This is a genomic window from Dickeya sp. Secpp 1600, assembly GCF_003049805.1.
GTDB lineage: Bacteria > Pseudomonadota > Gammaproteobacteria > Enterobacterales > Enterobacteriaceae > Dickeya > Dickeya fangzhongdai.
The window spans coordinates 3,432,108-3,454,406 of the sequence record NZ_CP023484.1 but is presented as its reverse complement, the minus strand read 5'-3'; the positions used below and the strand labels follow the sequence as shown (position 1 = coordinate 3,454,406).

Annotated in this window: 22 protein-coding genes; 18 read left to right on the top strand and 4 right to left on the bottom strand. The window is 57.6% G+C overall.

What is annotated here, in order from left to right; genetic code table 11:
• Window positions 1-39 precede the first annotated feature (39 nt).
• From pdxB to hisP, 14 genes are all read left to right on the top strand, one after another.
• On the top strand, window positions 40-1,173 hold the full coding sequence (gene pdxB, locus CPA59_RS15280) for a 4-phosphoerythronate dehydrogenase PdxB (protein WP_107759929.1): 1,134 nt from the start codon (window positions 40-42) through the stop codon (window positions 1,171-1,173).
• A gap of 85 nt (window positions 1,174-1,258) precedes the next feature.
• On the top strand, window positions 1,259-2,269 hold the full coding sequence (locus tag CPA59_RS15275) for an aspartate-semialdehyde dehydrogenase (RefSeq protein WP_049853708.1): 1,011 nt from the start codon (window positions 1,259-1,261) through the stop codon (window positions 2,267-2,269).
• Window positions 2,269-3,099 (top strand): tRNA pseudouridine(38-40) synthase TruA, encoded by an 831-nt coding sequence (gene truA / locus CPA59_RS15270; protein ID WP_038919662.1) that lies wholly within the window; start codon window positions 2,269-2,271, stop codon window positions 3,097-3,099. Before CPA59_RS15275 ends, truA begins: the two co-directional genes overlap by 1 nt.
• 63 nt (window positions 3,100-3,162) lie before the next feature.
• On the top strand, window positions 3,163-3,828 hold the full coding sequence (locus CPA59_RS15265) for a DedA family protein (RefSeq protein WP_369831404.1): 666 nt from the start codon (window positions 3,163-3,165) through the stop codon (window positions 3,826-3,828).
• Window positions 3,829-4,058: 230 nt separating this feature from the next.
• Window positions 4,059-4,970 carry an acetyl-CoA carboxylase, carboxyltransferase subunit beta gene (gene accD / locus CPA59_RS15255; RefSeq protein ID WP_038919661.1) on the top strand — a complete coding sequence of 304 codons (912 nt, stop codon included), beginning with the start codon at window positions 4,059-4,061 and terminating at the stop codon, window positions 4,968-4,970.
• 79 nt (window positions 4,971-5,049) lie between these two features.
• A complete protein-coding gene (gene folC, locus CPA59_RS15250) occupies window positions 5,050-6,318 on the top strand; it encodes a bifunctional tetrahydrofolate synthase/dihydrofolate synthase (RefSeq protein ID WP_107759927.1) in 1,269 nt (422 codons plus the stop codon).
• Window positions 6,308-7,159, top strand: coding sequence for a cell division protein DedD (dedD, locus tag CPA59_RS15245; RefSeq protein WP_107759924.1), 852 nt, complete (start codon window positions 6,308-6,310; stop codon window positions 7,157-7,159). Before folC ends, dedD begins: the two co-directional genes overlap by 11 nt.
• 481 nt (window positions 7,160-7,640) lie before the next feature.
• Window positions 7,641-8,132, top strand: a complete 492-nt coding sequence (gene cvpA / locus CPA59_RS15240; protein ID WP_024106620.1) for a colicin V production protein — start codon at window positions 7,641-7,643, stop codon at window positions 8,130-8,132.
• A gap of 30 nt (window positions 8,133-8,162) precedes the next feature.
• Complete coding sequence (gene purF / locus CPA59_RS15235) at window positions 8,163-9,680, top strand: amidophosphoribosyltransferase (protein WP_038919657.1); 1,518 nt, start codon at window positions 8,163-8,165, stop codon at window positions 9,678-9,680.
• Between the two features lie 140 nt (window positions 9,681-9,820).
• Window positions 9,821-10,390 carry a UbiX family flavin prenyltransferase gene (locus CPA59_RS15230; protein ID WP_038919656.1) on the top strand — a complete coding sequence of 190 codons (570 nt, stop codon included), beginning with the start codon at window positions 9,821-9,823 and terminating at the stop codon, window positions 10,388-10,390.
• Between the two features lie 387 nt (window positions 10,391-10,777).
• A complete protein-coding gene (locus CPA59_RS15225; protein WP_038919654.1) occupies window positions 10,778-11,557 on the top strand; it encodes a lysine/arginine/ornithine ABC transporter substrate-binding protein in 780 nt (259 codons plus the stop codon).
• Window positions 11,558-11,625: 68 nt separating this feature from the next.
• Window positions 11,626-12,315: a histidine ABC transporter permease HisQ gene (locus CPA59_RS15220; RefSeq protein WP_038919653.1), complete on the top strand. Its 690-nt coding sequence runs from the start codon at window positions 11,626-11,628 to the stop codon at window positions 12,313-12,315.
• On the top strand, window positions 12,308-13,024 hold the full coding sequence (locus tag CPA59_RS15215; protein WP_038667446.1) for an ABC transporter permease: 717 nt from the start codon (window positions 12,308-12,310) through the stop codon (window positions 13,022-13,024). The genes CPA59_RS15220 and CPA59_RS15215 overlap by 8 nt, the downstream gene beginning before the upstream one ends.
• Before the next feature lie 38 nt (window positions 13,025-13,062).
• Window positions 13,063-13,836: a histidine ABC transporter ATP-binding protein HisP gene (gene hisP, locus CPA59_RS15210; RefSeq protein ID WP_038919652.1), complete on the top strand. Its 774-nt coding sequence runs from the start codon at window positions 13,063-13,065 to the stop codon at window positions 13,834-13,836.
• 41 nt (window positions 13,837-13,877) lie between these two features.
• Here hisP and CPA59_RS15205 read toward each other — a convergent pair whose 3' ends face one another.
• Both CPA59_RS15205 and yfcG read right to left on the bottom strand, forming a co-directional pair.
• The gene (locus CPA59_RS15205) at window positions 13,878-14,786 is read right to left on the bottom strand and encodes a TIGR01777 family oxidoreductase (RefSeq protein WP_100849824.1); all 909 of its coding nucleotides are present in this window, start codon (window positions 14,784-14,786) and stop codon (window positions 13,878-13,880) included.
• A gap of 272 nt (window positions 14,787-15,058) precedes the next feature.
• Window positions 15,059-15,688 (bottom strand): GSH-dependent disulfide bond oxidoreductase, encoded by a 630-nt coding sequence (gene yfcG, locus CPA59_RS15200; RefSeq protein ID WP_107759922.1) that lies wholly within the window; start codon window positions 15,686-15,688, stop codon window positions 15,059-15,061.
• A 249-nt stretch (window positions 15,689-15,937) separates the two neighbouring features.
• Here yfcG and yfcE point away from each other — a divergent pair, with 249 nt between their 5' ends.
• Window positions 15,938-16,489 (top strand): phosphodiesterase, encoded by a 552-nt coding sequence (gene yfcE, locus CPA59_RS15195; RefSeq protein ID WP_038667458.1) that lies wholly within the window; start codon window positions 15,938-15,940, stop codon window positions 16,487-16,489.
• Window positions 16,490-16,579: 90 nt separating this feature from the next.
• Entirely contained in the window at window positions 16,580-17,191 is a 612-nt protein-coding gene (gene yfcD, locus CPA59_RS15190; RefSeq protein WP_049853705.1) for an NUDIX hydrolase YfcD, read from the top strand.
• Between the two features lie 104 nt (window positions 17,192-17,295).
• On the opposite strand, the gene pta is transcribed toward yfcD, so the two are convergent.
• Both pta and ackA read right to left on the bottom strand, forming a co-directional pair.
• The gene (pta, locus tag CPA59_RS15185; RefSeq protein ID WP_038919648.1) at window positions 17,296-19,437 is read right to left on the bottom strand and encodes a phosphate acetyltransferase; all 2,142 of its coding nucleotides are present in this window, start codon (window positions 19,435-19,437) and stop codon (window positions 17,296-17,298) included.
• A 91-nt stretch (window positions 19,438-19,528) separates the two neighbouring features.
• Entirely contained in the window at window positions 19,529-20,731 is a 1,203-nt protein-coding gene (ackA, locus tag CPA59_RS15180; protein WP_038919647.1) for an acetate kinase, read from the bottom strand.
• Between the two features lie 464 nt (window positions 20,732-21,195).
• On the opposite strand from ackA, the gene yfbV reads away from it, so the two are divergent.
• Window positions 21,196-21,651, top strand: coding sequence for a terminus macrodomain insulation protein YfbV (yfbV, locus tag CPA59_RS15170; protein ID WP_038919645.1), 456 nt, complete (start codon window positions 21,196-21,198; stop codon window positions 21,649-21,651).
• A 136-nt stretch (window positions 21,652-21,787) separates the two neighbouring features.
• Entirely contained in the window at window positions 21,788-22,282 is a 495-nt protein-coding gene (locus tag CPA59_RS15165) for a YfbU family protein (protein ID WP_038667469.1), read from the top strand.
• Window positions 22,283-22,299: the final 17 nt, after the last annotated feature.

The following is a 22,299-nucleotide window of genomic DNA, read 5'->3' as shown; positions in this document are numbered from 1 at the left end:
CGGCGCGGGTGTCGTCAGCGGTCTATCAGGAAAGCCAACGTGAAAATCCTAGTTGATGAAAATATGCCTTACGCGCAGACGCTGTTCAGCCGTCTGGGCGAGGTGACGGCGGTGCCGGGGCGGCCGATTCCGACGGATGCCCTGAACGGGGCGGATGCGCTGATGGTGCGTTCGGTCACCAAAGTGAACGCCGACCTGCTGACCGGCAAAGCGGTGAAATTTGTCGGTACGGCGACGGCGGGAACCGATCATGTCGATGAAGCGTTTCTGCGCCAACAGGGCATCGCCTTTTCCGCTGCGCCCGGTTGCAATGCGATTGCGGTGGTGGAGTATGTGTTTTCCTCGCTGCTGATGCTGGCGGAACGCGATGGCTTCAATCTGACGGATCGTACCGTCGGCATTATCGGGGTAGGCAACGTGGGCTCCCGTCTCAATGACCGGCTGACGGCGCTGGGCGTCCGCACGCTGCTGTGCGACCCGCCGCGGGCGGATCGCGGCGATAGCGGGCCGTTCCTGTCGCTGGACGAGGTGGTGGCGCAGGCCGATGTGCTGACTTTTCACACCCCGCTGCTGAAAGACGGCCCTTACGCCACCTGGCACAGCGTGGATGCCTCGCTGCTGGCGCGTCTGAAAGACGGCGTCATTCTGATCAACGCCTGCCGCGGTCCGGTGGTGGATAACGCCGCCTTGCTGACGGCGTTGCAAGGCGGCAAAAACCTCAGCGTGGTGCTGGATGTGTGGGAGCCGGAGCCGGAGTTGTCCATCGAACTGCTTGATCGGGTCGACATCGGCACCGCGCATATCGCCGGTTATACGCTGGAAGGCAAAGCGCGCGGCACCACCCAGGTTTTCGAAGCCTGGAGCCATTTCATCGGTCAGCCGCAACAGGTCGCCTTGTCGTCGCTGCTGCCGACGCCGGAACTGTCCGAGGTCACCCTGACCGTGCCGTTGGATGAGCGTCAGCTCAAACGGTTGGTGCATCTGGTGTATGATGTGCGCCGTGATGACGCCCTGCTGCGTCAGGTGGCGCACGTGCCCGGCGAATTTGACCGGTTGCGCAAGTTCTATCAGGAGCGGCGCGAGTGGTCATCGCTGCATGTCGTCTGCGCCGATCGGGAGAGTGCAGACCGGCTGAACCGGCTGGGTTTCACCGCGTCGGTCAACGATCACTAATTTCCTGTATCAAAATCAGATTAATCCGGGCGGTGCGATCATCGTCCGGTGTGTTTTATTCATTATTGTTGGGGAGAACGATCACATGTCCAATGGCTGGAATATCGCGCTGCTGGGCGCGACCGGCGCCGTCGGCACCGCTTTGCTGGAGCTGTTGCAGGAACGTGAGTTTCCCGTGGGTGAGCTCTATGCGCTGGCGAGTGAAAACAGCGTCGGCGAGAGCCTGCGTTTTAGCGGCCGTTCGCTGCGGGTGGAAAACGCCGCGGATTTCGACTGGTCGCAGGTACAACTGGCTTTTTTCGTCGCCGGTATGGAAGCCAGCGCCCGCTATGCCGACGCGGCGGGCAACGCCGGTTGCCTGGTGATTGACAGCAGCGGCCTGTTCGCGCTGGAGCCGGACGTGCCGCTGGTGGTGCCGGGCGTCAACCCGCACGTGCTGGCGGATTACCGCAACCGCAATATCGTGGCGGTGGCGGACAGCCTGACCAGCCAGTTGCTCACCGCGATCAAACCGCTGACGGAGCAGGCCGGGCTGTCGCGTCTGCATGTGACCAACCTGCTGTCGGTGTCGGCTCACGGCAAGGCGGCGGTGGATGACTTGGCTGGTCAGAGTGCTCGTCTGCTCAACGGTATTCCGGCCGAGCCGGGTTTGTTCCCGAAACAGCTGGCGTTCAACCTGTTGCCGCTGCTGGCGGATAGCGAAGGCAGCGTGCGTGAAGAGCGTCGGCTGGTGGAGCAGGTGCGTAAGGTATTGCAGGACGACGGCCTGCCGATTTCGGTCAGTTGCGTACAGTCGCCGGTGTTTTATGGTCATGCGCAGGTGGTGCATCTGGAAGCGCTGCGCCCGCTGTCTGCCGATGAAGCGCGCGACGTACTGGCGCAGGCGGGCGATGTGGCGCTGAGCGAGGAAGACGACTACCCGACGCAGGTGGAAGACGCGTCCGGCAATGTACAACTGAATATTGGCTGCCTGCGCAACGATTACGGCATTCCCGAACTGTTGCAGTTCTGGTCGGTGGCCGACAATATCCGTTTCGGCGGCGCGCTGATGGCGGTGGAAACCGCCGAGCGGCTGATTGAGGAGTACCTGGGGTAATGACGGCGTTGCAGCACGCGGATGACGAGGCGCCGCTGAAAATCGCCCTGGGGATCGAGTATGACGGCAGTCGTTATTACGGCTGGCAGCGTCAGGCTGAGGTAGACAGCGTTCAGGGTTGCCTGGAGGCGGCGTTGTCTCAGGTGGCGAACGAGCGAATCGACGTATTTTGCGCCGGTCGCACCGACGCCGGGGTGCATGCGACCGGGCAGGTGGTGCATTTCACCACCCGGTCGGTGCGTAAGGATGCCGCCTGGACTATGGGCGTCAACGCCAACCTGCCGCCGGATATCGCGGTGCGTTGGGTGAAAACGGTGGATGACGCGTTTCATGCCCGTTTCAGCGCCACCGCTCGTCGTTACCGCTACGTGATTTATAACCGGCGCTTCCGGCCGGCGATCCTGTCGCGGGGCGTGACGCACTACTACCTGCCGCTGGATGCCGAGCGCATGCACCGCGCCGGTCAGTGCCTGCTGGGCGAGAACGATTTTACCTCGTTCCGGGCGGTGCAGTGTCAGTCGCGCACGCCCTGGCGTAACCTGATGCACCTGCGGGTGGTGCGTCAGGGGGACTATGTCGTGGTGGATATCAAGGCCAACGCGTTTGTGCATCATATGGTGCGTAACATTGTGGGCAGCCTGATGGAAATCGGGTGCGGCAACCAGCCGGAAAACTGGATGGCCGAACTGCTGGCGGCAAAGGATCGAACGCTGGCCGCCGCGACGGCGAAAGCCGATGGACTGTATTTGGTTTCGGTGGATTATCCGCAGGATTTCGGTATTCCATGCGCGTCGATGGGACCGCTGTTTCTGCCGGATGAGGCGATTTAAGGGTAACTGGCGCGTCGTCAACGAACGGCGAAGTCGGCATTTGAACTGAATAAGGACGCGATTATGCTGGATTTTGTACGGTTTATCATTGATTTCATCCTGCACATTGATGTGCATCTGGCCGGGTTGGTGGCGCAGTATGGCGTGTGGATCTACGCGATTCTGTTCCTGATTCTGTTTTGTGAAACCGGCCTGGTGGTCACGCCGTTCCTGCCCGGCGATTCGCTGCTGTTTGTGGCGGGCGCGCTGGCCGCGTTGCCGACCAATGATCTGAACGTTCACCTGATGGTGACGCTGATGTTGGTGGCCGCCGTGTTGGGCGATGCGGTGAATTACACTATCGGCCGACTGTTCGGCGAGAAATTGTTCCGCAATCCCAACTCGCGCATTTTCCGGCGCAGCTATCTGGATCGCACCCATGCGTTTTATGAACGTCACGGCGGCAAGACAATAATTCTGGCGCGCTTTGTGCCGATTGTGAGAACATTTGCGCCCTTTGTCGCCGGGATGGGGCACATGCGTTACCGCGAGTTCGCCCTGTACAACGTGACCGGGGCGCTGCTGTGGGTGCTGTTGTTCACCTATGCCGGCTACCTGTTCGGCGATCTGCCGGTGGTGCAGGAGAACCTGAAGTTATTGATCGTGGCGATCATCTTCATCTCCATTCTGCCGGGGTTGATCGAGTTCTGGCGGCATAAGCGCGCCCTGACGCGGCAAAATATGAAATAAGTGGAAAATTATTTTAACATCCGGTTTGACCAGTTTTTTATCCACACGTCCGGATCGTTATGGTTTAATGAGCAGCATTTATGGCTGTGTTTGTATAAACAAGCCTGAATGCCAATGTCTTGTCCCGGTGAATCCGGGATGCGATATCGCTTTATCGGCGGCGTTGCCAGGGATGGGGTAACGTGTAGCAGCGTACTGGCTGGTGCCAGGTTCAAGCAGAAAGGTTATCAATGAGCTGGATTGAACGAATTCTTAATAAAAGTAATGTCACGCCAACCCGCAAGGCGAATATTCCTGAAGGGGTGTGGACTAAATGTGACAGTTGCGGTCAGGTGCTTTACCGCGCCGAGCTGGAACGCAACCTGGAAGTGTGTCCGAAATGTGATCACCACATGCGGTTGTCCGCCCGGGCTCGTCTCCATGCGTTTCTGGACAAAGAAGGCATGGTGGAACTGGGCAGCGAGCTGGAGCCTAAAGATGTCCTGAAATTCAGAGACTCCAAAAAATACAAGGACCGTATCGTCTCGGCGCAGAAGCAGTCTGACGAAAAAGACGCTCTGGTGGTGATGAAGGGCACGCTGTACGACATGCCGGTGGTCGCGGCTTCGTTCGAATTCTCCTTCATGGGCGGTTCTATGGCTTCAGTCGTCGGCGCGCGGTTTGTCCGTGCCGTCGAGCAGGCGCTGGAAGACAACTGCCCGCTGGTTTGCTTCTCCGCCAGCGGCGGCGCCCGTATGCAGGAAGCGCTGATGTCGCTGATGCAGATGGCGAAAACCAGCGCGGCGCTGGCGAAAATGCGCGAACGCGGCTTGCCGTACATTTCGGTGCTGACCGATCCGACGATGGGCGGCGTGTCCGCCAGTCTGGCGATGCTGGGCGATCTGAACATCGCCGAGCCGAAAGCGCTGATCGGTTTTGCCGGCCCGCGCGTTATTGAGCAAACGGTGCGTGAAAAGCTGCCGCCGGGCTTCCAGCGCAGTGAATTCCTGCTGGAAAAAGGCGCCATCGATATGATCGTCCGTCGTGCGGATATGCGCTACAAACTGGCGAGCATCCTGTCCCGGTTGACGAATCGCCCGGAGCCGCAGGAATCCGCCGTGGCGCGGCCGCCCGTCTCGCCTGAATCACAGAGTGAAGCCTAATCAATGATGTACCGGGAGCAGGGCGGCGTTGTTGCCGTGTTCCCGGCAGCAATCAACCGTAAGTCAGTGAACGGGACTCATGGATAATCTTCAGACACCTCAAGCCACGTCGCCTCTGGCCACGTGGCTTCACTATCTTGAACATCTACACTTCCAGACCATCGACCTCGGTCTGGAGCGCATCCAACTGGCGGCGGAACGCCTGCATCTGCTGCAACCGGCTCCCCGCGTGTTTACCGTAGCCGGCACCAACGGCAAAGGCACCACGTGCTGCACGCTGGAATCCATCTTGAGCGCCGCCGGGCTACGGGTTGGCGTGTACAGTTCACCACACCTGCTGCGTTATACCGAACGAGTGCGCATTCAGGGCCGCGAATTGCCGGAGTCCCAGCACGCCGAGGCATTTGCCGCGATCGAGGCCGGTCGCAACGGCACTTCGCTGACCTATTTTGAATTCGGCACGCTGGCGGCGCTGTGGTTGTTCAAGCAGGCGCAACTGGATGTGGTGATTCTGGAAGTCGGGCTGGGCGGCCGTCTGGACGCCACCAATATCGTGGATGCCGATGTCGCGGTCGTTACCAGCATCGCGCTGGATCACACCGACTGGCTGGGTAACGACCGGGAAAGCATCGGCCGTGAAAAGGCGGGCATTTTCCGCGGGAACCGACCGGCCGTGGTGGGCGAACCGGATATGCCGGCATCGATTGCCGCCGTAGCGCAGGAAAAAGGCGCGCAACTGTTCCGACGCGGGTCTGACTGGCAGTTTTCACCGCAGGACGGCGGCTGGCGCTGGCAGAGCGGCGATGTTCATTATGATGGATTACCCATTCCTACCGTGCCGCTGGCGAATGCGGCGACCGCCCTGGCGGCGCTGCAAGCCTCCGACATTGTTCTGACTGTCGATGCCATCCGTCAGGGGCTGCGTCAGGCGCAATTGCCGGGACGTTTCCAGATTGTGAGCGAAAAGCCGTTGTTGATTCTGGATGTCGCGCATAATCCTCATGCAGCGGCCTACCTGGCCGCGCGACTGGCTGATTTACCGCGCGCCGGCCGGGTTCGGGCGGTGATTGGCATGCTGGCGGATAAAGACATCCCCGGCACGCTGGCGCATCTTAAGCCGCAGGTGGATGTGTGGTATTGCGCTCCGCTGGAGGGGCCGCGCGGCGCCGATGCCGGGCTGCTGGCCACGCATCTGGATCACTGTACGTCATTCCCGGATGTGGCGACGGCCTGGCGGCAGGCGATGCAGGACGCCGGCGAAGATGATGTAGTGATTGTTTGTGGTTCTTTCCATACTGTCGCGCATGTGATGGAAGCGCTGGACGGGAGCGGAACGCATGGCGAGTAAATTTCAGAATCGCCTGGTAGGAACTGTTGTGCTGGTGGCGCTGGGGGTGATCGTGCTCCCCGGCCTGCTGGATGGTAAGAAAAAGCATTATGAAGATGACTTCGCCGCTATCCCGTTGGTTCCCAAACCGGGCGATACGCTGGAAGCGGAGTCGATGCCGCCGATAAATCAGTCGCTGCCAGCCCAGCCGCCTGAAGGGGCCGAGGCGGCGATGCAGAGTAAGAATGCGTCCGCTGCGGAAACGGCTGAAGAGCCGGATTCCGCGCAATCCTCCGCCCGTCATGGCGCGTCCCAGCCGTCGTCTTCCCGCCCGGCCGCAACGCCGGCGCCGGTGGTGACAGAACCACGTGCGCCGGTTCAGCAAGTGGCGCCGCCAGCGATGAAGGCGCAGCCGGCGAAGCCTGAAGCCAAAAAACCGGAAACCAAACCGGAAAGCCGGCCGAAGCCCGAGGCGAAAGCGACGGAGAGCAAGGCGGCTGAAAGTAAGCAGGCCGAAAGTAAGCCGGCTGAAAAACCGGCCGACACCCGCGCGGCGGAAGCCAAAACGGAAAACAAAGCGCCGGAAAGCAAGCCGACGCCTCAGGAGCAGACGCCGGCCGGTCAGGCCTTTGTGGTGCAATTGGGCGCGTTGAAGAATGCCGATAAGGTCAATGAGATTGTCGCCAAGCTGCGTCTGTCCGGTTATCGGGCCTATACCGTGCCGTCGGCGCCAGTGGCGGGGCAGATAACCCGTATCTACGTCGGGCCGGATGCCTCGAAGCAGAAATTGCAGTCGGCGCTGGGCGAGTTGCAGCAGCTTAGCGGGCTGAGCGGGCAAGTCCGGTCGTACAGCGCGCGCTAAGGCGGCTAATCAGCCTATACCCAAAATAATTCGAGTTGCAGGACAACACGTTCACGTGTTGAACAACGCAACGCGTTGGACCTTTAGGGCAAGGCTCATAAGAGCCTTGTAACGCGGCAACCGAGTGAATCCCCAGGAGCTTACATCAGTAAGTGACTGGGGTGAGCGAGAGCAGCCAACGCATCTGCAACTTGAAGTATGACGGGTATATACAAGCAGGGGTAGGGGAGCGAGGCGACCTTGCCCCTTTATTTTGTGCGCGGAGCACTGAAGTTTTGTGGCGGAGCACTGAACCGCTATCGGCGGCGCGCGACGGACAGGGGCGCTATCCGTATGGCGGCGAGAGGTTTTTTTTATTTCTTCGCCTATCGAAAAAATCGGCGGGAAATACGCTACGCAAACGTTTTCTTTTTCTGTTAGAATGCGCCGCGAACAGGATGACCGGCGCTGCGATTGTCATCGTTCATTATTAGGATAGTTCATGGTTTGGGTTGATTACGTCATTATCGGTATTATCGGATTCTCGGCTCTGGTCAGTCTCATCCGGGGGTTTGTACGTGAAGCGCTGTCACTGGTGACCTGGGGGGCGGCGTTCTTTATCGCCAGCCACTACTATGCCTATCTCGCGGTCTATTTCACGCGGTTTAATGATGAGCTGGTGCGCAACGGTATCGCCATTGCCATTCTGTTTATTGCGACGTTGATTGTGGGCGCTATCGTTAATTATGTGATCGGTTCGCTGGTTGAACGCACCGGACTGTCAGGCACTGACCGGGTACTGGGCATTTGCTTCGGTGCATTGCGCGGTGTGTTGATCGTTTCCGCGCTGCTGTTCTTTCTGGATACCTTCACCGGTTTTTCACAGAGTGCCGACTGGAAGCAGTCCCATTTAATCCCGCAATTCAGTTATATCATCAGGTGGTTTTTTGACTACCTGCAAAGCACGTCGAGTTTCTTGCCGCGGCACATCTAGCCGCGGTAGCGCTGATGAGGAAAAGACCACATGTGCGGTATTGTCGGTATCGCCGGTTTTACACCGGTCAACCAGTCGATTTATGACGCGTTAACGGTGTTACAGCACCGTGGGCAGGATGCCGCGGGCATCGTCACCATTAATGATGCCAACTACTTTCGCCTGCGCAAAGCCAATGGCCTGGTGAAAGATGTGTTTGAAGCCCGGCACATGCAACGGTTGCAGGGCAACATGGGGATCGGCCACGTGCGCTATCCCACCGCAGGCAGCTCCAGTGCCTCAGAGGCCCAGCCGTTTTACGTCAATTCCCCGTTCGGGATTACGCTGGCCCACAACGGTAACCTGACCAACGCCCATGAACTGCGTAAAAAGCTGTTTGAAGAAGGGCGCCGTCACGTCAATACCACCTCGGATTCTGAAATCCTGCTGAACGTGTTTGCCAAAGAGCTGGATCGTTTCCAGCATTATCCGCTGGAAGCGGACAACATTTTTGCCGCCGTGGCGGCGGTGCATCAGCAGATTCGCGGCGCTTATGCCTGCATCGGCATGATCATCGGTCACGGTATGGTGGCTTTCCGCGATCCGAACGGCATTCGTCCGTTGGTTATCGGCAAGCGCGAGCTGCAGGATGGCCGCAACGAGTACATGGTGGCGTCGGAAAGCGTGGCGCTGGATACGCTGGGCTTTGAGTTTCTGCGCGATGTGGCGCCGGGCGAAGCGGTATACATTACCGAGAACGGCCAGCTGTTCACCCGTCAATGCGCGGAAAACCCGAAAAGCCACCCGTGCCTGTTCGAATATGTCTATTTTGCCCGTCCCGATTCCTTCATCGACAAGATTTCGGTCTACAGCGCCCGCGTGCGTATGGGCCAGAAGCTGGGCGAAAAGATTGCCCGTCAGTGGGAAGAGCTGGATATCGACGTGGTGATTCCGATTCCGGAAACGTCCTGCGATATCGCGCTGGAAATCGCCCGCATCATCAACAAGCCGTACCGTCAGGGCTTTGTGAAGAACCGCTACGTCGGCCGTACCTTTATCATGCCGGGCCAGCAAACCCGCATCAAATCGGTACGTCGCAAGCTGAATGCCAACCGGGCGGAATTCCGCGGCAAGAACGTGTTGCTGGTGGATGACTCCATCGTGCGCGGCACCACTTCTCAGCAGATCGTGGAGATGGCACGTGAAGCCGGCGCGCGTCGGGTTTATCTGGCCTCCGCTGCGCCGGAGATCCGTTTCCCGAACGTGTACGGCATTGATATGCCGAGCGTCAACGAACTGATCGCTCACGGCCGTGAAGTGGAAGAGATTCGTAAGATCATCGGCGCCGATGCGCTGATTTTCCAGGATCTGAATGACCTGATCGAAGCGGTGCGTGAAGACAACCCGGAAATCGTTCAGTTTGAATGCTCGGTGTTCAACGGCGTCTATGTCACCAAAGACGTGGATCAGGACTATCTGGACTATCTGGAAGCACTGCGTAACGACGACGCCAAGGCGATGCGCAGTCAGAATGAAGTCGAAGATTTGGAACTGCACAACGAAGGGTGATGATCGATCGCTAATCGTGGTTAAAAAGGGAGCGCAGGCTCCCTTTTTTGTCGCTGTTATTCTTGCCAATCCTCTGGTGATGCGGCAAAGTCAGCGCACATGTTTTGCCGTCTCTGTTGCGGTGGGTCTGAGAGGTGAGAATGAAGCGACTGATTGTCGGTATTTCCGGCGCCAGCGGCGTGATATATGGGGTGCGGTTGTTGCAGGTACTGCAGCCGATCGCCGGGATTGAAACTCACCTGGTGATGAGCCCGGCGGCCCGGCAAACGCTGTCGCTGGAAACCGATCTGACCGTGCGCGATGTGCAGTCGCTGGCCGATGTGGTGCACGATTCCCGCGATATCGCCGCCAGCATCTCGTCAGGCTCGTTCAAAACGGCAGGTATGGCGATTCTTCCCTGTTCCATCAAGACGTTATCCGGCATTACCCATAGCTATACCGACAGCCTGCTGACCCGCGCGGCGGACGTGGTGCTGAAAGAGCGTCGCCCGCTGGTGCTGTGCGTGCGGGAAACGCCGCTCCACCTCGGTCATTTGCGCCTGATGAATGCCGCCGCCGAAATGGGCGCGGTGATCATGCCGCCGGTGCCCGCGTTTTATCACCGCCCACAAACTGTGCAGGATATCGTCGATCAGACCGTCAACCGGGTGATTGATCAGTTTGACATTGCGCTGCCCCAGGATCTGTTTACGCGCTGGCAGGGTGCGTAACCGCCTCATTTGCAATAATAAGCCATGTCATCGCGTCACCGGGCCGGCCGGTGTCGGCGTGAAAGTTTGCACTTTTTTGTGGCGTGATGTTTTTTATGGTGCATCGATATGCACCAATATCGTGCATTTAATGCGAATCACCCGCGTCCTGGTCGTTATCCCGATAGCATGAGTTGACATAATTCATTGATTATATTGATGCGGCTATCATGATCACCACGCCTGATTTTATGCAGAATTGCATATTCTTTATGGCATAAAATTTGCTATGTTTTGACAAACAACGTGCGGATTAACGCACACGGCAAACGCATTCATCACAACAATTTCGCGGTCAGATTTCACGAATCACTTAGGCATACACAATCATAAAATAAGGGTAACGCAATGAAAAAAATGTTGAAACTTTTGCCCCTTGCGCTGGTATTCGCAGCAGGCAGTGCCCTCGCCGAGGTTCCGAAAAATATCAAGATTGGCACCGACCCCACTTATGCGCCGTTTGAATCCAAGGACGCCAGTGGTCAACTGGTCGGGTTTGATATCGATCTGGCAAAAGAATTGTGCAAACGTATTCAGGCAAACTGTACTTTCGTCGAGAGTGATTTCGACGCGCTGATCCCGTCGCTGAAAGCGAAAAAGATCGACGCCATCATTTCCTCCCTGTCCATCACCGAGAAACGCCAGCAGGAAATCGCCTTTACGGACAAACTGTACGCAGCCAATGCCCGTCTGATCGCCAAAAAAGGCTCGCCGATTCTGCCGACGCTGGAAGCGCTGAAAGGTAAGCGTGTCGGCGTGCTGCAGGCATCCACGCAGGAATCTTACGCCAACCAGTACTGGCAGCCGAAAGGCGTTGATGTTGTCGCCTACCAGAATCAGGATCTGATCTATGCTGATCTGACCGCCGGCCGTATTGATGCCGCATTCCAGGATGAAGTGGCGGGCAGCGAAGGCTTCCTGAAACAGGCCGCAGGCAAAGAGTATGTGTTTGCCGGCCCGGCGGTGAAAGACGACAAACTGTTCGGCGTCGGCACCGGTATGGGGCTGCGCAAGAACGAAACCGAACTGAAAGCCGCGTTGGATAAAGCCTTTGCGGCCATGCGCAAAGACGGTACCTACGACACGCTGGCCAAGAAGTACTTTGACTTCGACGTTTACGGCGAATAAGCCTTCCTGATTAACCTCTGCCTGCTCCGTGCAGGCAGATGTGTGCCTTTTCTGAGCGGATTGATGTAATGCTTTATGGCTATTCCGAATTAATCATGGATGGTGCGCGCATGACGTTGCAACTGGCGTTGTGCTCGCTGGTGCTGGCGCTGCTGATCGGTCTGGTGGGGGCGGCGGCCAAGCTGTCGTCCAGTCGATTGTTGTCCGGCTGTTTTTCCGGTTACACCACCCTGATTCGCGGCGTACCGGATCTGGTCCTGATGCTGCTGATTTTTTACGGTCTGCAGATGGCGCTCAACAGCCTCACCGAAGCGCTTGGCCTGGATCAGATCGATATCGACCCGCTGGCGGCGGGGATTATTACGCTGGGATTTATTTACGGCGCCTATTTCACCGAAACCTTCCGCGGCGCTTATCTGGCGGTGCCTCGCGGTCAGATTGAGGCGGCGGTGGCATTTGGTTTTACGCCGATGAAAGTGTTTCGCCGCATCATGTTCCCATCAATGATGCGCTTTGCGCTGCCGGGAATCGGCAACAACTGGCAGGTGATTCTCAAATCGACCGCGCTGGTGTCGCTGCTGGGGTTGAGCGACGTGATAAAAGCGACCCAACTGGCCGGAAAGGGAACCCATCATCCGTTCTTTTTCGCCATTGTGGCCGGCGTGCTGTATCTGATTTTTACCACCCTTTCCAATGGGGTGCTGTGGTGGCTGGAAAAACGCTACTCGCAGGGAGTCCGGAAAGTAAATTATGAGTGAGATTCTGCAACAATACTGGCAGGCCCTGCTGTGGAGTGACGGCTATCGCCTCACCGGGCTGGCGATGACGCTGTGGCTGCTGATTGTGTCGGTGACCATCGGCGGGTTGATGGCGGTTCCGCTGGCGGTAGCCCGCGTTTCGCCCCGTCGCCGCTACCGGTTGCCGGTATGGGCCTTTACCTATGTGTTTCGCGGCACGCCGCTGTATGTGCAACTGCTGGTGTTCTACTCCGGCGTGTACAGCCTGGAAATCGTGCGCGGCACCGATCTGCTGAACGCGTTTTTCCGCAGCGGCCTGAATTGCGCCATTCTGGCGCTGGCGCTTAATACCTGCGCCTATACCACCGAAATCTTCGCCGGCGCTATTCGTTCGGTGCCGCATGGTGAAATCGAGGCCGCCCGCGCCTATGGCTTTTCGCGTTTCAAACAGTACCGCTGCATCATTCTGCCGGGCGCGCTGCGCATCGCGTTGCCTGCCTACAGCAACGAAGTCATCCTGATGCTGCATTCCACCGCGCTGGCTTTTACCGTGACCGTGCCGGATTTGCTGAAAGTGGCGCGCGACATCAACGCCGCTACCTACAAGCCGTTTTACGCGTTCGGCATCGCAGGCGTGATGTATCTGGCGGTATCGTTCGTGCTGATCTCGTTGTTCAGAAAGGCTGAGCGCCGCTGGTTACGGCATCTTCATACCCGTTCATCCCATTAACCGTTCATTCCATTAAATAGTGCAGGAACAGACAAAGCATGCAGAATAATAAGCTGATGGTGACGGAATTACGTAAGCGTTATGGTCAGCATGAGGTGCTGAAAGGCATTTCATTACAGGCTAAAGCCGGGGACGTTATTTCCATTATCGGTTCATCGGGGTCGGGTAAAAGCACCTTGTTGCGCTGTATTAACTTTTTGGAAAAACCCTGTGAAGGGTCGATTCATGTGAATGGTCAGGAAATTCACATGGTGCGGGACAAAGACGGGCAGCTCAAGGTATTTGACAAGAAACAGCTACAGCTGCTGCGCACCCGGTTGACTATGGTATTCCAGCATTTCAACCTGTGGAGCTTCATGACCGCGCTGGAAAACGTGATGGAAGCGCCGGTGCAGGTGCTGGGGCTGAGCAAGGCGGAAGCCCGCAAACGGGCCGAGTTCTACCTGAACAAGGTGGGGATCACCGGCGCATCACAGGAGAAATACCCGTCCGATTTGTCCGGCGGCCAGCAGCAGCGAGTGTCCATCGCCCGCGCGCTGGCGATGGAGCCGGATGTGCTGTTGTTTGACGAGCCTACGTCAGCGCTGGATCCGGAGCTGGTGGGCGAAGTGTTGCGCATCATGCAGCAACTGGCGGAAGAGGGCAAAACCATGGTGGTGGTGACCCACGAAATGGAGTTCGCCCGGCATGTCTCCAGCCATGTGATTTTCCTGCATCAGGGGCTGGTGGAGGAAGAAGGGCCGCCGGAGGCGGTGTTCGGCAACCCGCAAAGCCCGCGTTTGCAGCAGTTCCTGTCCGGTGCGCTGAAGTAACGTTCCGTACCGTCACGTCGTCCCCGCACCGGTTGGCCCGCTCAGCCTGCGCGGGGACGCAGCAAATCGTTCAGCGCCTCTTCCAGTTCAAAGAAGCGAAAACCGAAACCGGCTTTCTCCAGCCGCTGCGGAATAGCCCGTTGCCCGCCCAGCAGCAACGTCGCCGCTTCACCCATCAGTATCCTGAGCGCCCAGCCGGGCGTGCGCACAAAGCCGGGGCGATCCAGCGCGCTCGCCAGCATGGCGGAAAATTTCTCGTTACGCACCGGATAGGGCGACACCATGTTGAACGGGCCGCTCAGAATCGGGTTATCCAGCAGGTACAAAATAGCGTTGGTCATATCGTCGATATGGATCCACGGCAGGTATTGCTTGCCGGAGCCGATCGGGCCGCCTAATCCCAGCCGGAAAAGCGGCAGCATTTTTGTCAGCGCGCCGCCTTCGGCAGACAGCACCACGCCGGTGCGCAACAGGCTGACGCGGGTTTGGTCGCTTTCCGCTTCCAGCGCCAGCGCCTCCCAGCGCGCGCAGAGTTCATGGGTGAAGTCGTCGTGAGGCGGTTCATCTTCGGTCACCAGCGCTTGCCCCTGATCGCCGTAATAGCCGACGGCCGAGCCGGACAGAAACACAGAAGGCGGCGTTTGGCTATGGCGAATCAACTGCGTCAGCTGACGGGTGATATCCCAGCGGCTTTGGCACAACCGCGCTTTTTGGGCTTTGGTCCAGCGTTTGTCGGCGATCGGCTCGCCCGCCAGATTGATGACGCCGTCAAAACCGTCCAGCGAGGTTTGCTCCTCCAGCCCGCGCCAGTAATCAACCTGAGCGCCCCACAGCCGTCGCGCGCGTTCCGGAGAGCGGGTCACTACGGTTACCTGATGTGACAGGGACAGCAAACGCGTAATCAGATGACGTCCAATAAGGCCGGTTCCCCCGGTGATCAATAGCTTCATAGCTGGCCTCGCTTCGTATGTCAGGTTATTCCCTTCCGCCGGGCAGTCGTGCTACGCCCGCTGGAACACCGTCTCTCCATCTCGGTTTCAGCATAGATGATTCGCTTTCGCCTGCCGGTGATATTAACCACATCTCAGGGAACTTTTATCAGCGGAACAAGCACTTTTCAAACCAACAGCGTAGCGTGGCAGGATGACGGAAAATAGTTTGATGGCGGCACATCATCGAGGGAAAATCACGCCCGGTAAACCGGGCGTGGCGGCTAGCCCGATCAGGCTTTCGCCGTGAGTTGGTAGGCGCGCTGCGTGGCCGGGCGTTCACGGATGCGCTCAAACCAGCTTTTCACCGCCGGGAAGGCATCAATGTCGATGCGCTGGCGTTCGTGAGACACCACCCAGGGGTACGTGGCGATGTCGGCAATACTGTACTCATCGCCCGCCAGCCAGGTGTGGTGGCGCAACTGCGTGTTCAGCACGCCGTACAGCCGCTCTGTTTCTTTCTGATAGCGGTCGATGGCGTAAGGCACCGGCTGAGGCGCGTAGTGGTTGAAATGGTGGTTTTGCCCCAGCATCGGCCCGAAACCGGCCACCTGCCAGAACAGCCATTGCAGCGTGGCGGCGCGCTCCCGTACGTCGGTGCTCAAGAACTGGCCGGTTTTCTCGGCCAGATAGAGCAGAATGGCTCCGGATTCGAACAGGCTGATCGGCTCGCCCCGATCGGCAGGTTGCCGATCCACGATGGCGGGAATTTTGTTGTTGGGGGAAATTGCCAGAAATTCGGGTTTGAACTGATCGCCAGCGCCGATATCCACGTGGTGCAGTTGATAAGGTAACTGTGCTTCTTCCAGGAACAGGGTGATTTTGTGACCGTTAGGGGTAGGGGCGTAGTACACGTCAATCATGACTCATCTCTCCATAGGGGAGTCATCAGCCAGAAACTGAGGACTCTGAAAAACAGTTGGCAGGCAAAGCCTAGCACTTTCCCGCCTGAAACATAAATAACCGTTATGGCTATCCTTTCCCTTTCGCTCCGGGCGCCGGGCGGCGCGTATCTGTGCGGAAAAGCAATAAGCCGATAATTTTGACCGGTGATGACATGGGTTTTTGGTACTATAGCGGGACCCAATCTTCTCACGCATCGGGATAGAATTATGAAACTGATGTTTGCGTCTGACCTGCATGGCTCGCTGTCTGCCACCGAAACCCTGTTGACCCGTTTTGAACAGAGCGGCGCCGACTGGCTGATCCTGCTGGGCGATTTTCTCAACCACGGCCCCCGCAATCCGTTACCGGATCGTTACCAGCCGGCGGATGTGGCGAACCTGCTGAACCGCTACGCTTCACAGATTATGGCGGTACGGGGTAACTGCGACAGCGAAGTTGACCAGATGCTGTTGCAGTTTCCGATCACCGCGCCCTGGCAACAGGTGCTGCTGCCTGACAATCGCTTATTTGTGACTCACGGGCACCTTTATCACCCGGAAAAACGGCCGCCGCTGCACGCCGGCGATGTACTGGTGTTCGGTCATACCCATATCCCGGTGGCCGAGCGACGTGACGATATTTACTGTTTCAATCCCGGCTCTGTCAGCCTGCCAAAAGGCGGCTATCCCGCCAGTTACGGCCTGCTGGATAACGGCGTGTTGCAGGTTGTGCCATTGCAGGGTGGGGAGGCTATTGCACAGGTTGCGATTAGCCACTAACTTAGACGCTACTCTCACATCACATCAATAATTCCAATATTTTTAAAAACTGATGCGCGTGACCGCGCCACGACGAAAGGGTTTCAGAGGATGGTGGAACAAACACAGACGGCAGGCACGGAGTGGGTCGACATCGTTGATGAAAACAACGAGGTTATCGCCCAGTCGAGTCGCCAGCAGATGCGCGCTCAGCACCTGCGGCACCGTGCTACCTACATTGTTGTACATGATGGCATGGGCAAAATTCTGGTCCAGCGCCGCACCGAAACCAAAGATTTTTACCCCGGCTGGCTGGATGCAACCGCAGGTGGCGTGGTGCAAAGCGGTGAAAATCTGCTGGAATCGGCGCGCCGTGAAGCGGAAGAGGAGCTGGGAATCGCCGGCGTGCCGTTTGCCGAGCACGGTCTGTTTTACTATGAAAGCGATGACTGCCGGGTATGGGGCGCGCTGTTCAGTTGCGTAATGCACGGCCCGTTCGCCCTGCAGGCGGAAGAGATTGACGAAGTCAGCTGGCTGACGCCGGAGGAGATCACGGCGCGCTGCGATGAGTTCACCCCGGATTCACTCAAGGCGTTGTCGTTATGGCTAAGCCGCAACAGCGGCAGCAATGACTACGTTAAACCGCAACGTGTGTCGTCACGCGCCCAGAACGATGATTCGGCTGGAACGGAAGATCGCGACGCGGTGGAAGAAGAGCATTGAGTTAGGTTGTTCCGAAGGGTTATCCATAAAAAACGCCAGCGTTTGCTGGCGTTTTTGCTTCTGTCTTACCGGCGTATCGAAAGATGCGCCGGTCATGCCGTCGATCAGGCGATCTGGGTGGCCTGAATGGCGGTCAGCGCTACGGTGTAGACAATGTCGTCCACCAGCGCGCCGCGGGACAGGTCGTTAACCGGCTTACGCATGCCTTGCAGCATCGGCCCGATGGAAATCAGGTCGGCGGAACGCTGTACCGCTTTATAAGTGGTGTTGCCGGTGTTGAGGTCCGGGAACACGAACACGGTGGCTTTACCGGCAACCGGTGAGTTCGGCGCTTTGGACTGTGCTACGTCGGCCATGATGGCGGCGTCGTACTGCAACGGACCGTCGATCACCAGATCCGGGCGTTTTTCCTGCGCCAGGCGGGTCGCTTCGCGGACTTTATCCACATCGCTGCCGGCGCCGGAGTTACCGGTCGAGTAGGAGATCATCGCTACGCGCGGCTCAATGCCGAAAGCGGCGGCGGAGTCGGCGGACTGAATAGCGATTTCAGCCAGCTGTTCAGCGGTCGGATCCGGGTTGATGGCGCAGTCGCCATAGACCAGAACCTGCTCCGGCAGCAGCATGAAGAACACGGAGGATACCAGCGAGCTGCCCGGTGCGGTTTTGATCAACTGCAACGGCGGACGGATGGTGTTGGCGGTGGTGTGAACGGCGCCGGATACCAGACCGTCTACTTCGCCTTGTTCCAGCATCAGGGTGCCCAGCACCACGTTGTCTTCCAACTGCTCGCGGGCGACCACTTCGGTCATGCCTTTGCTCTTACGCAGTTCGACCAGACGCGGTACATAACGCTCACGAGCTTCGACCGGATCGACGATCTCGATGCCTTTGCCCAGTTCAACGCCCTGCGCAGCGGCTACGCGCTGGATTTCATCCGGGTTGCCCAGCAGCACGCACTGCGCGATGCCGCGTTCGGCACAGATGGCGGCAGCCTTGACGGTACGCGGCTCGTCGCCTTCCGGCAGCACGATGCGTTTGCTTGCCTGACGTGCCAGTTCGGTCAGCTGATAGCGGAAAGCCGGCGGAGACAGGCGGCGTGAGCGTTCAGACGCTGCGGTCAGCGAATCGATCCACTGGGTATCGATATGGCGCGCCACGTATTCCTGTACTTTTTCCACGCGTTCATGGTCGTCGGCCGGCAGTTCCAGGTTGAAGCTCTGCAGGTTCAGCGAGGTCTGCCAGGTGTTGGTATTAACCATGAATACCGGCAGGCCGGTCTGGAAGGCGCGTTCGCACAGCTTGCTGATGGCCGGGTCGATTTCGTAGCCACCGGTCAGCAGCAGGGCGCCGATTTCAACGCCGTTCATGGCGGCCAGACAGGCGGCAACCAGTACGTCCGGACGGTCGGCGGAGGTGACCAGCAGCGAACCCGGACGGAAATGTTCCAGCATATGCGGAATGCTGCGGGCGCAGAAGGTCACCGATTTCACGCGGCGGGTCTGGATGTCGCCGGCGTTGATCACGCGTGCGTTCAGGTGGTTGGCCATGTCGATGGCGCGGGTAGCGATCAGATCGAAGCTCCACGGCACGCAACCCAGAACCGGCAGCGGGCTGTTGGCAAACAGCAGCTTCGGATCGATATTGGCGACGCTGGCTTTGGTGGAATCATCGAAAATTTCGGACAAATCGGGACGGGTGCGACCCTGTTCATCCACCGGTGCGTTCAGCTTGTTGATGATAACGCCGGTGATGTTTTTATTCTTGCTGCCGCCGAAGCTGGAACGGGCAATGTCGATACGTTCTTTCAACTGTGCCGGGGAATCGTTGCCCAGCGCCAGTACGAAGACGATTTCCGCGTTCAGCGTTTTAGCGATTTCATAGTTCAGCGCGTTGGCGAACTGGTGTTTGCGGGTCGGCACCAGACCTTCTACCAGCACGACTTCCGCGTCTTTGGTGTTTTCGTGATAGCGGGCGATGATCTCTTCCAGCAGCACGTCCTGCTGGTTGCTGCTCAGCATCGACTCCACATAGCTCATCGTCAGCGGCTCGGCGGCCGGAATGGCGGAGGTGGCGCGGACGATGGTGGTGGTCTGATCCAGTGCGTTTTCACCGGAACGCGGCTGCGCGATAGGCTTGAATACGCTCAGGCGCACGCCTTTCTGTTCCATGGAACGAATGACACCCAGGCTGACGCTGGTCAGGCCCACGCTGGTGCCAGTAGGAATCAACATGATTGTACGGGACACGGCTTAACCTCTGTTTGCGGTTGCTCGTTGTTCAAAAACGATGCTTCTAAAACAACTCCGTCAGCCGAAGCTGACGGAGTGGGGAGACTTATCAGGCGGTCAGGCGCAGCGCGTCCTGAGCGATGACCAACTCTTCGTTGGTCGGGATAACCAGAGCCGGACGGGCGCCGTCTTTGGCGATGTTGCCGCCTTTGCCGAAACGGGCGGCCAGGTTACGTTCGTGGTCGACTTCGAAGCCTAGCAGACCCAGCTGTTTCAGCGTCAGTTCACGCACCATAGCCGCGTTTTCGCCGATGCCGCCGGTGAAGATTACCGCGTCCAGACGACCTTCCATCAGCGCAGAGTAAGAACCGATGTACTTCGCCAGACGGTGGCAGTACACGTTCATGGCGCGTTTGGCGTCTTCTTTGGTTTCGTAGTTGTCTTCTACATAACGGCAGTCGCTGGTGACTTCAGTCAGACCCAGCAGACCGGATTCTTTGGTCAGCAGCTTGTTGATGCTTTCCACGCTCATGCCCAGGGAATCATGCAGGTGGAAAACCACCGCCGGGTCGATGTCACCGCTACGGGTGCCCATCACCAGACCTTCCAGCGGGGTCAGACCCATGGAGGTATCCACGCACTTGCCGTTGCGGATAGCGGAAACGGAACCGCCGTTGCCCAGGTGGCAGGTGATCACGTTCAGTTCTTCTACCGGCTTGTTCAGGACTTTCGCCGCTTCACGAGAAACGAAGTAGTGGCTGGTACCGTGAGCGCCATAACGGCGGATGTGATGTTCTTTGTATAATTTGTACGGCAGGGCATACAGGTAGGCTTCTTCCGGCATAGTCTGATGGAACGCGGTGTCGAAGACAGCGACGTTCTTGTCTTTCAGGTGCGGGAATTCCTTCAGTGCTTCTTCGATGCCGATCAGATGAGCCGGGTTGTGCAGCGGCGCGAACGGCACGGCATCCTTGATGCCCTGCAACACGTCGGCATTGATCACTGCTGATTGCGTGAATTTTTCGCCGCCGTGGACGATACGATGACCGATTGCTACCAGTTGAGCAGACAGTTCCGGCTTCTGGCTGAGGATGGTGTTAACGATGAAGCTCAGTGCTTCGCTGTGGGCGGCACCGGCACCCAGTTCAGCTTCCTGCTTGCCACCGTCAATTTTCCATTTGATGCGCGCTTCAGGCAGATTGAAACACTCGGCCAGGCCAGACAGGTATTCGTCTCCGTTGACGGCATCAATGATGGCGAACTTCAGGGAAGAACTGCCACAGTTAAGGACCAGTACTAACTTACTCGACATGGAAGTACCTACTTGTTATACATGGTTAAAAAAATGTCACACAACAGCCAGCGTAGCGCAGAAGGCGGTTGACATTTATGATTAACATCATGGCCGGGTGATTTTTCCAGACATGACGGCGGAAAACGCCGATGTAACAACCGCCCGGCAGCGTATGAAACGTCCCGGCCAGGTCACATCGGCGCGGCAAAAACGGCGACAGCAGACACACATGACGTTCGCTACGCGCTGAATCAACAGTGACCGGATTCGCCAGCCGACGCAACGAAACGCTGCCTGAAACAGCGGATGGCTAAACAGCGAGTGCAGAACAACGGTGTCATACGGCTTTTTATCGCAGCCCAAAAGGCTATTTTAGGATACCGATAGCAATCATTAAACACAAAATATATTTTAAGCTTGTCAATTACAGTTGGTGATTTATACAAATTTTTTATTTTTTATATGTGAAGTTGAGGTTGAGCATGACGACGAAACCCTCCGGTAAGACAGGATGGCTACAACTATTCCGTCTGGGCCAGCACTATATGAAAACCTGGCCGACGGACAAGCGTTTGGCGCCGGTGTTTCCTGAAAATCGCGTGGCGCGCGCCACCCGGTTTGCCATTCGTATCATGCCGCCGCTGGCCGTCTTTACCCTGACCTGGCAAATCGCGCTGGGCGGGCAACTGGGGCCGAGCGTGGCTACCGCGCTATTCGCCCTTGGCTTGCCGATGCAGGGATTATGGTGGCTGGGGCGACGTTCGGTCACCCCGTTGCCGCCTTCCTTATTACAGTGGTTTCATGAAATTCGTAATAAGCTGCTGGCGTCGGGAATGGCGCTGGCGCCGGTGGAAGGGCAACCCACTTATCAGATGCTGGCGGACGTGCTGAATCGTGCCTTCAGGCAGCTCGACAAGACGTTCCTGGACGATCTTTGATGTAAACCCGGTTTTTAGCCAAAGACGCTGACATTTTTTCCATTGGATTCTGTTTTAAATCAAGAAACGAACGCCAGCCAGTATGCGATTCTGCTGTCAATATCCCTTTAGCCGGAATCAGATTCAGGAGTGCACCATGGAAATGACTAATGCTCAGAGACTTATCCTGTCCAATCAGTACAAAATGATGTCAATGCTGGATCCCGATAATGCGGAACGTTACCGCCGCCTGCAAACTATCATCGAACGGGGTTATGGGTTGCAAATGCGTGAACTGGATCGTGATTTTGGCGATTTAAACGAAGATGTGTGCCGTACCCTTATTAATATTATGGAAATGCATCATGCGCTGCAGGTTTCCTGGGCCAACCTGAAAGAGAAACCGGACATGGATGAGCGCCGTGTGGCGTTTCTTGGCTTTGATGCCGCTACCGAGGCGCGCTACCTGGGTTACGTGCGCTTTATGGTGCACGTGGAAGGGCGCTATCCCCACTTTGATTCCGGCACGCATGGCTTTAACTCACAGACCAAAATGTGGGATAAATACATCCGCATGCTGGCGATTTGGCAATCCTGCCCGCGTCAGTATCACCTGAGTGCGGTGGAGATCGCGCAAATCATTAATGCCTGATAAGTTCGGGGCCGGTA